This window comes from Ursidibacter arcticus (assembly GCF_009761375.1).
Taxonomy (GTDB): Bacteria; Pseudomonadota; Gammaproteobacteria; order Enterobacterales; family Pasteurellaceae; genus Ursidibacter; species Ursidibacter arcticus.
In genome coordinates this window covers 1-15476 of record NZ_LEKM01000024.1, presented here as the reverse complement: position 1 = coordinate 15476, position 15476 = coordinate 1, and the positions used below count along the sequence as shown (strand labels likewise).

Sequence of the window (15476 nt, the reverse complement as noted above, 5' to 3'; positions counted from 1 at the left end):
TGTTTAGTCCAACTTTTGGGGTGCAACTCAGAAAATCTCACCTTAAAAATGACTCAATTATTTTTTCTTCGCATATTTAAGCGAGTCAATCGCAACTGCTAGGATAATGATGCTACCTTTAATGATATATTGCCAGTAAGGGTTTACACCAATGTAGGTTAAGCCGTAGTTAATAACAGTGAAAATTAACACCCCAGTAATAACGCCGATAACTGTACCGACCCCACCAGCGAAAGACACACCACCAACCACACAAGCGGCAATCGCATCTAATTCGTACATAAAGCCTAAGTTATTCGTGGCACTACCAATACGACCCGCTTCAAGCATACCACCAAAACCGTAGAACATTCCCGCAATCATATAAATGACAACAAGGTTACGAGCAACGTTTACACCTGATACTTTAGCGGCTTCTGGGTTACCACCGATAGCAAAGATATTTTTACCAAATCGCGTTTTGTTCCACATAATCCAAACTAAGAGTGAAGCAATGGCTGCATAAATCGTAATATACGAGAGATTAAAGGATCCGATTCGGAAGAAACCTTGTGCAAAGTTAGAGAAACTTTCGTTAAATCCTGCAATAGGAGATGAGCCTACCGCATCGTAGTATAACGAGTTAATACCATAAACAATGATCATTGTTCCCATCGTAGCAATAAAAGGCGTTACGTTGAGATAGGCAATAACTAGCCCATTGACTAAGCCAATAACCGCACCAATAGCACATACTGCAAGAATGACTACGGGAATTGGAATTTCGCTTAAATTTGGGAACACTTTATTCATATTGTCCATTGCTTGTAGCAAGGTGGCTGAAATTACTGCTGCAAGCCCTACTTGGCGACCTGCCGATAAGTCAGTACCTTGTGTAACAAGCAAGCCTGCAACTCCAAGGGCAATAATTAGACGTACAGAAGATTGTGTCAAAATATTACTGAAGTTTCGTAAACTCAAGAAACTCGGATCTTGGGCAATAATGATGATTAAAAGTATCAATAATACGAAGTAAATCGCATTCTGTTTGAGAAAATCTAAAGATTTATTTTGTGTTAGCGTGGACATAATTCATTTCCTTTTAGCTTATAAATATTTTGCCGCAAGTTGCAAAATCTCTTCTTGAGATGTTTTCGCCGTTTCAACAATCCCTGCAACTTTACCATTGCTCATTACTAAAATACGGTCAGTTACACCTAATAATTCAGGCATTTCCGATGAGATCATAATGATCCCTTTATCTTTTTGAGCTAATTGCATAATGAGTTGATAAATTTCATATTTCGCTCCAATGTCGATACCACGAGTTGGTTCATCAAGCATTAGAATTTCAGGTTGCGTTAATAACCAGCGTCCGATAACGACTTTTTGTTGGTTACCACCTGAAAGCGAACCTATATTGGTGCGATGCGATGGGGTTTTTACATTCATTGAATCTATTACCCATTGTGTGTCGCTTTTCATCTTTTTATTACTGAGTAACCCAAAAGATCCGATATAGGATTTCATATTAGAAATCAAAGAGTTAAATTCAATACTGAGATTGGCATAAATCCCTGTTGAACGGCGTTCTTCCGTTACTAAAGCAAAACCATTGTTAATGGCTTCTAAAGCGGTATGATTTGCCATTTCTTTTCCGTGTAATTTCACACTACCACTTTTTCTCTCACGCACACCAAAAATCGTTTCAACAATATCGGTACGTTTCGCACCAACAAGCCCCGCAATACCTAAAATTTCACCTTTGCGTAATTCAAAGCTGACATCTTGAATAGAAGGCTGATTAAGTGCTGTAAGATTTTCAACTTCCAGAATGACTTCTTTAGGAGTATTGGTTTTTGGTGGGAAACGTTGAGTTAATTCACGTCCAACCATCATTGCCACAATATTATCCATTGTGGTTTCTTTAACAGGAACAGTGTTGATCCATTTGCCATCACGCAAAATAGTAATTTCATCACAAATTTTAAAAATTTCGTCCATTTTGTGAGAAATATAGATAATACCACAACCCCGTTGTTTTAATTTTTCAATTATCGTGAATAAATGTTCGACTTCTTTTTCAGAGAGAGAAGATGTCGGTTCGTCCATAATCACAATTTTTGCGTTATAAGAAAAGGCTTTGGCAATCTCGATCATCTGCATTTGAGAGACGGAAAGATTGGCTACTTTTTCTTTTGGATCAATATCAATATCTAATTCATCAAAAATTGCTTTTGTTTCACGATACATTTTGGCGTGATCAACAAAAAAGCCTTTTAATGGATAACGCCCGAGCCATAAATTATCCATTACGCTACGCTGACGAACTAAGTTTAATTCTTGGTGAACCATCGAAATTCCGTTTTCCAATGCTTCTTTTGAAGTTTTGAAATTAACAGGTTTGCCGAGAAAAAGAATTTCCCCTTCATCTTTCGCATAAATACCAAATAAACATTTCAGTAGGGTGGATTTACCCGCACCATTTTCCCCCATCAATGCGTGGACGGAATGCGACTTAACGGTTAAATTTGCGTGATCAAGGGCTTTTACACCAGGAAAGGATTTACTGACATTTGCCATTGTAAGAAGAACTTGGCTGTCTTGTGGAATTTGTACTGTCATATCCAACCTCATAAAAAAGGGGAGGCGAGCCTCCCCCTGTTACAACTTTTTATTTTAAAAATTCAGCAAGATTGTCTTTATCAATACCAACGTATGGAATACGCACGATACGATCTTTTAATTGCCATTTAGTCCCTTCAGTTGCAGGTTTACCTGCTGCTAGGTTTGCAGACATTTGTACAATCGCTTTACCTTGGTTTACACCATCGTTTAATACCGTACCTGCAATCTCACCTTTTTGGATAAGTTGTAGCACTTCAGGTAACGCATCAACACCGAAAATTGGTAATTTTTTGCCGTGAGCTTTAGTTGCTTCTAATGCACCCATCGCCATACCATCGTTATTAGCAATGATCACTTCGATATCTTTCGCTTTAGAGCTAGATAACCAAGCATCTGTTTTATCTTTTGCAAGTGCTGCGTCCCACATACCTGTATCATTGAATAATTCTTGGGTTTGAATACCAAGTGAATTTAATTGTTCAATAACATATTTAGTACGAGCTTCCGCATCAGGGTGACCTGGTTCGCCTTTTAATAGCACATATTGAATTTTGCCATCTTTATTTAAGTCATAAGCTGGGTTTGCTTTCCAGTGTTTTGCAATTAAATCACCTTGAATAACACCAGATTCTTGTGGGTTTGTTCCAACATAGTAAGCGTTTTTATAGCCAGAGATCACTTTTTCACCAGGGTCTTTATTAAAGAAGATAACAGGGATTTCATCTGGTTTTGCTTTACCCACGATAGTTGGAGCAGCAGACGGATCGACTAAGTTGATAGAAAGTACTTTAACGCCTTTTGAAATTAACACATCAACTTGGTCATTTTGGATTGATTGAGCATTTTGAGAGTCGTTCATCAATAATTCAATGTTTTTATATTGAGTTGCTTCTTTCTCAATTTCTTTACGCATTAAAGACATAAAGTTGTCATCATATTTATAGATAGTTACACCAACACGATCAGCCGCTTGAGCTGAGCTTGCCATTACGCCTAAACCAACAGCTAATGCAAGTGTGCTTAACACAGTTTTTTTCATAATCAGGCTCCTATTTGGAATATAGATTGAAATTTAGTTACATTTTCGGTAACTGTTGGTGAAATAATACTCCAAAGAAGAGAAAAAAAACGTGATCTTACTCACAGAACGAAAAAGTCTTTAGCTTTTGGCGTAAGTTGTCCAACCACGCTTTTTTATAAGCGGGTAGTTCTATATTTGCTTGACTAAAGAGAGGTACAAGGTCTGCTAATTCTGTCGGATAGCGTAAATAAAGCCGTTTTAAACTGGCAATACAGCTGGAAAATGAGCGTTTAGCATTGATAAAACCGTTGAGATTTTGCCAATCATAATCTAATAATTCACGATTGCTCTCGTTGATATTTCCTGTCATTAAAGCATAATCTCGCTCAAATTGTTGCTTGGCTTGTTGGCAGAATTGTTTTCCTTGTTCTGAAAGCGGGTAGATCATCATCGCACTTTGCAATCCGCTGCTGGCTTCAGCTGTCGGGGTAATTTGTACTAACTGAAAGCCACAACCTTGCCAAAAATGTAATAATTCATCACTCATTCCAAAGCTAACGGAAAGGAAATCAACAAACGGTGAGATTTGTAAAATAATTTGCGAAACTAACCGCTTGCCATAGCCTTGTTGCTGAAATTCGGGTTGTACGGCAATCCGAGAAATGCGTAAAGAGCGAAGTTTGCAAGCATCAGGTAAATTCCCTTGAAAGCAGAGATATTGTGCAACTAAATTCCCTTGTGGTCGGCGTTCTCCACGCCAAATAGCTTGAGTAAGAGCGTGATCTAATCCCCCTTCTTTTATTGCCCAACAGCCTGCAATAAATTTTTGATTGATAATTAAGGAGTAGAATTGCTGCTCATCGGCATCAAATAATCGGCGTAAATCCGTAGGGGTGGTTTTATAGTGTGCATTGGCAAGCAAATAATAGAAATCAATTTTTGTTTGAACACTTGGTGAGAGTGATAAGCTAGGCATAGGCACATCATCTAACAAAAGTAGCTGACAAATAAATTGCTCCAGTGGATCGTCTTCTGCCCAACGTAAAGGTTTAGTGAGTTGCCATTGTTGATAACTTCGGTTGAGTTGTAGCAAAAATTTGAGTGAAAAGCCTCGCCCTGTTCCTTCATAATTATGCGTTGTGGTGGTTAAAACCACTTTATCAAAATAGTGGCAAAGTTTTTTGAGCATTGGCAAAGGGAGAGTTGCGGCTTCATCAATAAATAGCCATTGATTTGGCGAGATACTTTGCTGTTCGATCGCTTGAATTAAACGATCAGGTGCAAAAAAAGTTACCTTGTTATTTTCAATACCTTTCCAGAAATTAGGTAAAGCGGAATGACTACGGGCGGTAATTAGCACAGCCTGTTGTTGAGACAATTTTTCAGCAAGTTTTCCCGACAATGTTGATTTTCCTCGCCCTCTTGGTGCAGTGATCAGATGAACCTTAGCTGGATCAAGCGGTAGCTTTTCAAAAATAATTTGCTGTTGGTGAGTATTTTTTTGTGTAGCGAGCTGAATATCTGTATCTTTTGAGCATTTTGCGTTAGGGGGAAGCTCAGAAATGTGCGGAATAATTTTAAAATGAAAGGCACGAAAAAGATCTTGAAACCAACGGTAAAAATTCGGTGTAGCAATGGCTTGAGCATTATTCCAACGAAGTGTATCAAGATCAATTTGTTCAGTAAGGCTATGCCATTTGGGGCAGAGTAAATACAAAATTCCGCCACGTTGAATAGTGCCAGCCACAATCGCAAAGGCTTCTAAGTTAAAACAGCTCCCATTTTCTGCTTGCATATTATAAATCGCAAACGGAAATTCTTGCCCAAGTAACGTTTTTGCATTAGAGAAAGGTATTGGGGCAAGGTCAGGAACAAAAATTTGCCCCTGCATAAAGAGTGTTTTATCTGAATATGGCTGAATTAAATCATCAATACCTTCAGCCGAGAGCAATACTGCTAATTGTCTCATTGTCTTCAGTTCTATTCAGGGAGTTTCTCACTAAGATAAGGATCTTCATAGCCGAGTGATTGCATAATCTGCGTTTCAAGGCTTTCCATTTCTTCTGCTTCTTCATCCGTTAAATGGTCATAGCCCAACAAATGCAATGTACCGTGAATAGCTAAATGAGCCCAGTGTGCATCAAGGGGCTTTTGCTGTTCTATCGCTTCTTTTTCAACAACTTGACGGCAAATCACTAAATCGCCCAATAGCGGTAATTCAATGCCATCAGGCACTTCAAAAGGGAAAGAAAGAACATTGGTTGGTTTATCTTTACCACGATAAGTTAAATTCAGCTCGTGGCTTTCCGCTTCATCGACAATACGGATTGTCATTTCTGTTTCGGGGTAGTCTGCTGTTTGAGCTTGCATTGTTAATGCTTGATTGACCCAGTGGCTAAATTGTTCTTCGCTAGGTAGGTTATTACTATTCTCACAGGCGAGTTGTAAATCAATAAAAAGGTTCATTTGTAAAAAATTCCAGAATGATATAATGGTCGAATCAGGACCTCATAATTAAAGAATCGCTAAAGTTCTCACTGATTAAATGATGTGAGATCTTTATTATTATGACACAAAAATACTCTATAATCTTTGGTAAAGTAATGCTAAATAAACGTTTAACAGCACAACTCCCGCCCCAAATGGGGTATCCCAAAAGGAAAAGGGATCTCTGGTTACCATCGAGCCGAGAATTCGCAATCTATATTTAATTACAAGCTCTTTATAGGTCTGTTTTCCTTGCGAATAATCAAACCAAATATCAGCAGGATTTATTTTATGTTGAAAGGTGAATGTTTTATTACAGGAAGGACATTTATAGCGTTGGATATTATTTTTCAATCCGTGTTTATGGATAACAGTATTTTGGCAGTAAGGGCAATTTTTTGTTCATTTTCAAAAATGTGGGTTAAAGACTTGTAGTATAAGGCTTAACTACACTTTTTTCCCACATTTTTGTCCATTACACCAAATTACTCAATAATTTCTACTTCAGTATTCACATTTAATCCCCTGACTAATTGTGAACCTTTTCTTGCTCGTTCCCCCCGATAATTTTCAATATCGCTTGGTTTTAGGGTAATTTTGCGTTTTCCTGAAACAAAGACGATAGATTGTGTTGGTCGTATCACTAATAAACGTGCAAGTAATTCTGTTCGTTCTTTTGCTGCAGTAGCAGAAATATTGATGATTTTATTTCCTTTACCTTTTGAAAGAGTTGGTAATTCTGACGTTGGGAAAACCAACATTCTACCTACACTGCTCATTGCAACTAATAAGTTTTCTTCCGAATCGTCAATGAATTGCGGTGGTAGTACTTTTGCATTTTCCGTTAAGGAAATTACCGCTTTACCAGCTTTGTTGCGTGAAACTAAATCGCTAAATTGGCAAATAAAACCATAGCCAGAATCCGATGCCATCAATAACTTACGATGATCTTCAGCCATTAACACATATTCTATATTTGCCCCTTCTGGTAAATTGATTTTACTAGTAATAGGCTCGCCTTGCGAACGTGCGGACGGTAATGATGTCGGTTCAAGTGCATAGCTTCGTCCTGTACTATCAACGAATACCACTGGCTGATTACTTTTACCATAAGCGTGAGCTAAATAACCATCCCCAGCTTTATAGCTTAGTGATTGCACATCAATATCGTGTCCTTTGGCACAACGTACCCAACCTTTTTCAGATAGAATAATAGTAACGGGTTCTGTTGGTGTTAAATCACTTTCGGCAATAGCTTTAGCCTCAGCTCGTTCTACTAATGGGGAACGACGTGGGCTGGCATAAGTTTTGGCATCGGCTTGAATTTCTTTTTTAATCAGATTATTTAATTTACGCTCTGATCCAAGAATACCTTGTAGATACTCTTTTTCTTCTTCTAATTTCTGTTTCTCAGCATTGAGTTGATGCTCTTCTAATTTTGCAAGATGACGCAGGCGTAAATTTAAAATCGCTTCTGCTTGAATATCGGTTAAATTAAAACGTGCTATTAACACTGGTTTCGGTTCATCTTCGTTACGGATAATATGAATAACTTCATCAATATTAAGATAAGCAATCATTAAACCGTCTAAAATATGTAAACGGTTTAAAATTTTATCCAAACGATAATTTAAACGGCGAGTAACGGTATTACGGCGGAATTCTAGCCACTCTGTTAGAATAGTAAGCAGATTTTTTACCGCAGGTTTACCGTCTAAACCAAGCATATTCATATTAACCCGATAACTTTTTTCGAGATCCGTTGTGGCGAATAAATGGTTCATTAACTCATCGAAATCAATACGATTAGAACGTGGCTCTAACACAATACGAATTGGGTTTTCGTGATCAGATTCATCACGCAGATCATCAACCATTGGTAATTTTTTATTACGCATCTGTGTTGCGATCTGTTCAATCACTTTAGATGGCGATGCTTGATGTGGTAAGGCTTTAATCACAATCTTGCCATCTTCTTTTGTCCAAACTGCTCGTGCTTTAATCGAGCCTTTCCCCTGTTCATAAATTTTCGCAATCTCTGCTTTTGGGGTAATGATTTCTGCGTCTGTTGGGTAGTCAGGGCCTTGTACACAAGTCAATAAATCGGCTAAACAAGCGGTGGGATTATCTAATAATTTTACCGTTGCATCGGCAAGTTCATTGATATTGTGTGGCGGAATATCCGTTGCCATTCCCACTGCAATACCTGTTGTGCCATTCAGTAAAATATGTGGCAAACGAGAAGGGAGATATTTAGGTTCTTCTAATGAACCATCAAAGTTAGGTTGGTAATCTACCGTACCTTGCCCAAGTTCAGAGAGTAAAATCTCTGCCATTTTAGACAGCTTAGACTCAGTGTAACGCATTGCTGCGAAAGACTTCGGATCATCAGGAGCCCCCCAGTTACCCTGTCCATCAATGAGTGGGTAGCGGTAAGAGAAAGGCTGTGCCATTAGCACCATTGCTTCATAACAAGCACTGTCACCGTGTGGGTGGAACTTACCTAATACATCACCGACTGTGCGAGCTGACTTTTTATATTTTGCTGAGGCATTAAGTCCAAGCTCCGACATCGCATAAATAATACGGCGTTGTACGGGTTTGAGCCCATCTCCAATAAAGGGAAGGGCACGATCCATAATGACATACATTGAATAGTTGAGATAAGCATCTTCGGTAAAACGCTTAATCGGCATTTGTTCTATGCCTTCATAGTTAATTTCGTTGCTCATAGTTTTGCTAGATAAATGTTCAGAAAAATGGACGCAAAATTGCGTCCAAAGTGTGGGAATTGTCGCTTATTTAAAGGCGATTGTCTAATCTTTAAGGCTAAATCTTTCTCACAAATAACATAAAAATCAACGCTATAAAACATAAACCTATCGCTAGATACCAGGTACTATGATACCCAAATTGACTTGCCATTATTCCTGCAATTGGGCCTGCAGTTACCCAACTGGCAGAGCCTGTATTGGTAAAAAGTGTGGTTGCAGTTCCCATTTTATAGGGCATTAAATCTTGGAAGTAAATCATTCCGATTGAGGCAAGAATGCCGACAAATAACCCATTGAGTAATTGGCTTGCAATGAGTTGCCATTCTGTTGTAGCAAGAGATAAACAGAGGTAATAGCCAATACCTGCCACAATACCGATGAGCATTAGGCTTTTTTTGTCAATAAATTTGGTACAGTAGCCCGCAATAAGCATTACGGGGATTTCAATAGCTGCTGCTGTTCCCATCAATAGCCCAGCCAAGCGGTCGGATAATCCCAAACTTTCGCTTAAATAGATTGGCATATTGATAAACATCATACTGTTACAAGTCCAGACAAATAGACAAGTAAAGCAGAGCAAAATAACAGAGTTGCGATTACTACTAATCCCTTCTTCTCGAATTTGTTCATCTTCATTTTGATTTGTAATTTGGGGATCGGAACTTACCGCTTGTGGTAGCATCAAGACCACAATAATAATCGACATCGCAAAAATAGTGGCAGCAGCACAATACATAAAGGTAAAACCGAATTGATCAGAAAGTAGATAAGCAAGTGGAGGGCCTACAATCCAAGCTAACGAAAGTTGGGCTCTCAATACGGTATTAAACATTGTGCTATCACGTTTTTGACTATTGCTATATTCACGAGAAAGTGCAAAAAGCTGTGATGATGCGGAAGAACCTAATCCTAAAATTAAGGTGCCTAAAATCAGTAAGACATAATAGTCCCGATTAAAGGCAAAGAGCAAACAGCCAAACATTTGCATTACGCAACTTAGAGCAATAATCAGTTTGCGGTTGGGATAGCGGTCGGAATAGTGTGCTACGATTTGACTGAGTATCATCGAAACTAATGAATTGATGGAATAAAATAACCCCACCATCATTGGATCACTGGTAACTTCTTTATGTAGATAAACGGTTAATGCAGGAATACGTAATGCTCCTGCAAGTCCCGTCATAAAGATTACAATCAGAAAGGCTGCGGAGGCAGAGCTTAAAAGTCGGCGACTAATATTCGGTTGCAATGGATTAAGTGGTTGCATAGTTTAAGACAAGTAATTTAAAGATAGGGGTATTATAAAGGAATAAAATGTTAGTGGATTAGTTGAAACAAAAAAGAAAGCGAGAAAATATGATCTGACAGACACGGTAATTTTAAACGGGGACTGTCAGATGAGGTTTGATCTTCTACATTCTATTTTATAGCTGTTGTTCTTCGGCAAGTACTTGGAATTGTCTAATATAGTTTGTAATTTCTTTTGCATATTCTGACATCATTCGTGTACGGCGCTGTGGATGTTTGAAATATTCAAAATCTTTGCTATCTAATGTCCAAAAGTTGAGAGCGTATTTATCAGGGTTTTTCCAACCTAACCACCACTGACTATTGCTAAAACCTGGCGAAATTGTTTTAATGATATTGATAGCTTGTGTTTCTTGTTCAGAATTATCTAGCATTGTTTCATTTCGTAGAAAGCCATAATAAATGCCATTATCAAGTTCCACTTTGAAATTAATCATTTCCCCATTTTTAGTTGTATAAACAGGAATTTTAATTCCATAATAACGATGACGATTTCTTGCTCGAGCGTAATATTGGTTTACATCTTGCGTAAAATCTTTTCGTTCAATATCTAAATCCTGGTTTTCAAGTTGAGTTTGTAATTCATTCCAAAAATAATTTTGCATTTCGTATTTATCGAGTTTTTCACCTTCGATAAAGAGATCACATTCCGATAATAGCGTTTCGATACTTTCTTTTGCTATTGGATTGCTGGTTGTTTTGTACAAATCATTTTTTAAAATAGCAACAATATTAAAAAGTTCTTCAGAGAATGAAGCGTAATAATTAGCAACTAATTTCTGTTTATCTTCACCTGCTGCCATAAATTCATTCATTTTTTTGATTAAATGTGTTACTCGCTCAAAAATTGCTTTAGTGGTTTCTTCTGTACTATGCATTTGGATATAGGAGAGTTGGAAAAGTAAATCTTTCAATTCATCAATGGTATCTACAGGATCTTTATTTAATGCGATTTGCACTTTTCCATCTTCTACAATATCTTTGAGTTTTTCTAAAAACTGGTGATAAACTTCTTGTTTTTTCTCAAACACAGTGAGGTTTTTATCGCGTTCTTCTTCTGTTGCAGTCTGTCCTTGTAGTAAGAATACAGTGACAATCGCTGTTAAAATTGCACCGATTGCTCCGTTATTGATTTCTTCGATGATTTTAGGTAAGGCATCTTCATAAACTTTATTCAATACGAATAAACTCAATGAAATGCTTAATAATATGCCAAGCCAAGCATAGATTTTTTTAGACATGATTTTTCCTTAGTGAGATTGTTAAATGTGATTGTTAAATGTGATTTTTAATAAGATTAATTGCCCAATCTTTAACTTTTGGGAAATAGGCGGTATCTAGAACAAATTCTTGACCTCGCGCAACGGTTCTTAATATGACTTTGTCAGGATTATCTGCATCATCTCCCCATCTTGTTAGATTGCTGTGATAGCTTAATGCTTGCTCTGGGTTTTCTCTTGCATCTAAACATTTTGGTAAAGACCAAATTGAACGAGGTTTTCCTCGTTTTGTAAGTATTAAATCTGATGAGAACTTGTTTAACATTCCGCCACCAAATGAATTTAAAACAAAATCAGATCGCTCTTTAGCAATGAAAATAAGATTATGCTCTTCATTTTTTGCAGGATAGTAGTGAGGATGAATAGAAAGAAATGGATAGGCTTCCAACTCTTTCATTTCTTTGACATCTATCAAATGTTCAATTTCCAACCAACCGAATAAAGCGTGGAAATCAGGCCCATAATATTCCCATTTTCTAGTTTGACTATTGCGTTTAATATGTCTAAACCAACCGAAGAAAAGGAATAAATCATTTTTGCCCACATTTTGGTTAATCAGATGCCCCGCGGCTGCTTTTACTTGTCCGAGTGCGGGTCTCCAATCTTTTGTTCTTTTTTCTTTTTTTCTATTTAAGTCAGGATCAAGATGAAGCATTTTATTCAGATAATTTGGAGGTAATAAATCGCTAATTAATTCTTTTAGATCAATATCTCCTGTTTCTATATCGTCCCAAGATAAGTCGCTTTTAGATGAGGGGATTGGGAAAGAAATTATTTGTCCATTTGGTAAAATAGGACTGGGGAAACATCCATTTGTTTTTCCGCTATCAAATCCTTTTCTTGATAAAATAATTTTCATTCAAAATAGTTTCCGTATTTTCCTGATGAATAGATTTTTCGTTGTTTTAACTCTTCATTAAAAAACAGAATAAATTCATCAATAATTTGTTGTTCCCTGATTTTTCTATGTCCACGACCAGTTAAAAGGTGGGAATTGGGTAATTGAATATAGTGGCAAGGGTGATTGGAACCAAAATACCAATATTTTCTGCCGATAAGTACTCTTTTTCCTGAATGGAGATCCCTATATTCATCATCTTCTCGGGTATGACCTGATTTGCTTGGTAATAAACCATAATCACCATTTTCTTGGTAAATCCAAATACAGTCTCCATTGTGGTTATTATCTATTGGTATTCGATGATTCAGATCTGTGGAATTTTTACAGCGTTGGTAATAATTTTGCCATTCAACAATTTCGTCTATGGCCATGCAGTACACAATATGGTTTCCCATTCGTTTTGGACTTAGTCCTAAAATAATATCGCCAACTTTTGCACAGCGACGAATAACAGGTTTACAAATGGCGAGGGTGCAAATATTGAAATCAGGATTCGGTGCATTTCCATAATCGTAAGCAACGATATAACTATATAACGAAGGTTGTTCTATTTCTTTCGTTAGTCTTTCCATTCTTGATACTCTTTTGAAAAGTGCAGTTAAAATTAACCGCACTTTATAGATTAAATTACCAACATTTTAGAATAAGTTGAGCGTAAGCAACGAGGATTGGGTATCCATCTAAATCATAGCTGTTACGACTGGTTGCTCCAATTTTTGGTTTAATCACATTTCCTTCAACTATCCAAGTATCACGTGATGTAGCACCAATTTTTGCTTTTAATTCTTTACCATCAAATAACCAAGTGTCTCGGCTGGTTGCCCCTATCTTGGCCTTAAGTTCTTTTCCACTGTAAATCCAAGTATCACGGCTGCCTCCATTTTTAGGTTTGAGTTCTGAACCATTGCAAACCCAATCTTTAGGTAGATAGATTTTTTCCATTTTGGTATTCCTTTTCAGGGTTTTAACGTAATTTATAACTTAATTATAGCGTAACTATAATTGTGATTTATATTAATAGTTACGTAATTTTAAGGCAAGATCTCATTAAAAAATTTTTTCTCTTTACAGTGTTTAAATTATGAATGAGAGAAAATTATTTGCAGAAAACTTAAAGAAAATTCTTGTAGAAAAAGGCATTACACCAAAGGCCTCTGTATTAGAACGAGAGTTTAACTTACATCATTATGGTAAACCTATTGGTTTGCATGCTGTAGCTCGCTGGTTACGTGGTGAGGCATTGCCATCTTTAGCACGGTTGCGTACATTGGCTGATTGGTTAGAGGTAGAATTAACAGAGTTAGTTTCTAATGAAACAGCTTATAAGATCAATAAAGTTGAAAAGCAAAAAGAGCCAAGCAAACATATTTGGGAAACCGCAGCAAGTTATCAGGATCAGGTTTTATTTGAAACGTTTTTAAAATTGCCTCAAGAACAAAGAAAGATAGTTAGAGAAGTTATCATTGCAATGCATAAGGCTTATCGAGAAAATAAATAGTAAATATGTGGTTAATTTTGAAGTAACTTTAAAAAGGCATAGTAGACAAAAAGTTAGGCAATTATTCAAGGGCTGATGTTTAAACTTTTGGCTGTATTTAGTCATAAAAAATCTGCACCTTAATCAGTTGGTTGTTTAGTCCAACTTTTGGAGAGTAGATCATTTCGCCGATGCTCTGAAAGGTTGGAAAAATAACCGCTAAAAATAGCGAACGAAACTAATGGCGAACAAAATAAAATAGTTCGCCATTTTTATTTTAATTCAAGGCAAACGTTTGCTTTGCTATAATAGGCTCAAATTTTTCTAAAAAAGGAACAAAATATGACAACAATCGGTACTCCTCTTACTCCTAAAGCAACTAAAGTTATGATGCTCGGTTCTGGTGAACTGGGTAAAGAAGTTGTGATTGAATTACAACGTTTAGGCGTTGAAGTCATTGCAGTTGATCGCTATGAAAATGCCCCTGCACAGCAGGTTGCTCATCGAGCTTACACTATCTCAATGCTTGATGGAAAAGCGTTGCGTGAACTTATCGAAAAAGAAAAGCCCGATTTTATTGTGCCTGAAGTGGAAGCGATTGCAACGGATACATTAGTAGAGTTAGAGCAAGAAGGCTATAACGTTATCCCAACTGCGAAAGCGACTAAGCTCACAATGAACCGAGAAGGCATCCGCCGTTTAGCATCGGAAGAATTAGGCTTAAAAACTTCACCATATCGCTTTGTCGATAACCTTGAGCAGTTTAAACAAGCGGTGGCAGAAATTGGTATTCCTTGTGTGGTTAAGCCTATTATGTCGTCCTCAGGGCACGGGCAAAGCGTCATCAAATCAGAGTCTGATATTCAAACCGCTTGGGATTATGCACAACAAGGCGGCCGTGCTGGCGGTGGTCGTGTTATTGTGGAGGGGTTCATTAAATTTGATTATGAAATCTCTTTACTTACTGTACGCCATATTCACGGAACATCATTCCTTGCACCAATCGGGCATATCCAAATTGATGGCGATTATCGTGAGTCTTGGCAACCGCAAGCAATGTCAGATGTTGCATTGAAAAAAGCACAAGAAGTTGCTGAAAAAATTACTACCGCCTTAGGCGGGCGTGGCATTTTTGGCGTAGAACTCTTTATTTGTGGTGATGAGGTGATCTTTAATGAAGTTTCGCCACGTCCACACGATACGGGAATGGTTACACTCATTTCACAAGAATTATCAGAGTTTGCCCTTCACGCTCGTGCTATTTTAGGCTTGCCAATTCCTGAAATTTCATTGATTAGCCCATCGGCATCTAAAGCTGTTGTAGTTGAAGGAAAATCAACACAGGTTACTTTTGGTAATTTAGCGAATGTCCTTGCAGAACCGCATACTAATATTCGCTTATTCGGTAAAGGAGAGGTAAATGGACATCGCCGTTTAGGGGTAATTCTTGCTCGTGATGAGAGTGTAGAAAAAGCGTTAGAAAAAGCACGCCGAGCTTATGATAAGTTAGAAGTAAATTTATAATTCTGTGAGTACTACCACTTAGAGAGTAATATTTTCTGAAGTTCGACCTTGTCAGGATTAATTCTGACAAGGCTTTATATTGGTGTAATGGACAAAA

General features: G+C 37.4%; 13 protein-coding genes and 1 pseudogene. 2 read left to right on the top strand and 12 right to left on the bottom strand.

Annotation, left to right across the window (positions count from 1 at the left end):
- Positions 1–57 precede the first annotated feature (57 nt).
- The 12 genes and pseudogenes from mglC to A1D25_RS00875 all read right to left on the bottom strand — a co-directional run bounded on the left by mglC (position 58) and on the right by A1D25_RS00875 (position 13320).
- Positions 58–1068, bottom strand: a complete 1011-nt coding sequence (gene mglC, locus A1D25_RS00925) for a galactose/methyl galactoside ABC transporter permease MglC (RefSeq protein ID WP_157393850.1) — start codon at positions 1066–1068, stop codon at positions 58–60.
- Positions 1069–1086: 18 nt separating this feature from the next.
- Positions 1087–2604 carry a galactose/methyl galactoside ABC transporter ATP-binding protein MglA gene (gene mglA, locus A1D25_RS00920; protein WP_157393849.1) on the bottom strand — a complete coding sequence of 506 codons (1518 nt, stop codon included), beginning with the start codon at positions 2602–2604 and terminating at the stop codon, positions 1087–1089.
- A gap of 49 nt (positions 2605–2653) precedes the next feature.
- A complete protein-coding gene (gene mglB, locus A1D25_RS00915) occupies positions 2654–3646 on the bottom strand; it encodes a galactose/glucose ABC transporter substrate-binding protein MglB (RefSeq protein WP_157393848.1) in 993 nt (330 codons plus the stop codon).
- Between the two features lie 97 nt (positions 3647–3743).
- Positions 3744–5519, bottom strand: coding sequence for a tRNA(Met) cytidine acetyltransferase TmcA domain-containing protein (locus A1D25_RS00910; RefSeq protein ID WP_240327072.1), 1776 nt, complete (start codon positions 5517–5519; stop codon positions 3744–3746).
- Between the two features lie 89 nt (positions 5520–5608).
- Entirely contained in the window at positions 5609–6094 is a 486-nt protein-coding gene (ybeY, locus tag A1D25_RS00905) for an rRNA maturation RNase YbeY (protein ID WP_157393846.1), read from the bottom strand.
- A gap of 117 nt (positions 6095–6211) precedes the next feature.
- Positions 6212–6499, bottom strand: a pseudogene (locus tag A1D25_RS11220) (IS1/IS1595 family N-terminal zinc-binding domain-containing protein); the annotation flags it as partial.
- 101 nt (positions 6500–6600) lie between these two features.
- The gene (gene parC, locus A1D25_RS00900; RefSeq protein ID WP_157393845.1) at positions 6601–8847 is read right to left on the bottom strand and encodes a DNA topoisomerase IV subunit A; all 2247 of its coding nucleotides are present in this window, start codon (positions 8845–8847) and stop codon (positions 6601–6603) included.
- A gap of 97 nt (positions 8848–8944) precedes the next feature.
- Positions 8945–10156: a sugar efflux transporter gene (locus tag A1D25_RS00895; protein ID WP_157393844.1), complete on the bottom strand. Its 1212-nt coding sequence runs from the start codon at positions 10154–10156 to the stop codon at positions 8945–8947.
- Between the two features lie 157 nt (positions 10157–10313).
- Positions 10314–11438: a hypothetical protein gene (locus A1D25_RS00890; RefSeq protein WP_157393843.1), complete on the bottom strand. Its 1125-nt coding sequence runs from the start codon at positions 11436–11438 to the stop codon at positions 10314–10316.
- Positions 11439–11472: 34 nt separating this feature from the next.
- A complete protein-coding gene (locus A1D25_RS00885; RefSeq protein ID WP_157393842.1) occupies positions 11473–12336 on the bottom strand; it encodes an Nmad3 family putative nucleotide modification protein in 864 nt (287 codons plus the stop codon).
- Positions 12333–12950, bottom strand: a complete 618-nt coding sequence (locus tag A1D25_RS00880; RefSeq protein ID WP_157393841.1) for an Nmad2 family putative nucleotide modification protein — start codon at positions 12948–12950, stop codon at positions 12333–12335. Before A1D25_RS00880 ends, A1D25_RS00885 begins: the two co-directional genes overlap by 4 nt.
- 55 nt (positions 12951–13005) lie before the next feature.
- The gene (locus tag A1D25_RS00875; protein ID WP_157393840.1) at positions 13006–13320 is read right to left on the bottom strand and encodes a hypothetical protein; all 315 of its coding nucleotides are present in this window, start codon (positions 13318–13320) and stop codon (positions 13006–13008) included.
- A gap of 139 nt (positions 13321–13459) precedes the next feature.
- Between A1D25_RS00875 and A1D25_RS00870 the strand changes: the two genes are divergently transcribed.
- Positions 13460–13876 carry a helix-turn-helix domain-containing protein gene (locus A1D25_RS00870; protein ID WP_157393839.1) on the top strand — a complete coding sequence of 139 codons (417 nt, stop codon included), beginning with the start codon at positions 13460–13462 and terminating at the stop codon, positions 13874–13876.
- Between the two features lie 321 nt (positions 13877–14197).
- Positions 14198–15379: a formate-dependent phosphoribosylglycinamide formyltransferase gene (gene purT / locus A1D25_RS00865; protein ID WP_157393838.1), complete on the top strand. Its 1182-nt coding sequence runs from the start codon at positions 14198–14200 to the stop codon at positions 15377–15379.
- The last annotated feature ends 97 nt before the right edge of the window (positions 15380–15476 follow it).